Below are 429 nucleotides of genomic sequence, written 5' to 3' on the forward strand. Positions count from 1 at the left end.
GCCCGGTGCTGATCCTGCTGATCATCTTCTTCCCGGATGGCATCGTCGGCTCGTACCTGAAGAAGCAGGCCCGCCGCGCCGCCGCCGCACGCCGTGGCCAGCATGCCGCCGCGCGCCCCGGCAACGTGCAGCCACCCGTCCCGACCACCCGCCCCGGAGCCGAGAATGCTTGAGATCCGCAACCTCACCAAGAAATTCGGCGGGCTGACCGCGGTGCACGACGTGTCCGTGGCGTTCGAAGCCGGCCATATCAACGCGATCATCGGCCCGAATGGCGCCGGCAAGACCACCTTCTTCAACCTGATTGCCGGCACGCACGCGCCGAGTTCTGGCCAGATCCTGTTCAAGGGGCAGGACGTGGCCGGCCTGCGCGCGGACCAGATCGCCCGGCTCGGCGTGGCGCGCACGTTCCAGGCCACGGCCCTGTTC

1 protein-coding gene is annotated in these 429 nt (G+C 69.0%); it reads left to right on the plus strand.

The annotated features are described in order from the left end of the window. Nucleotides 1-165 precede the first annotated feature (165 nt). On the plus strand, nucleotides 166-429 hold a 264-nt coding region (locus AB4Z35_RS30680), incomplete at its 3' end, for an ATP-binding cassette domain-containing protein (RefSeq protein WP_442101255.1).

The sequence above is a fragment of the Pseudomonas sp. KB_15 genome (assembly GCF_052114525.1).
In the GTDB taxonomy this organism is placed as follows: Bacteria; Pseudomonadota; Gammaproteobacteria; order Pseudomonadales; family Pseudomonadaceae; genus Aquipseudomonas.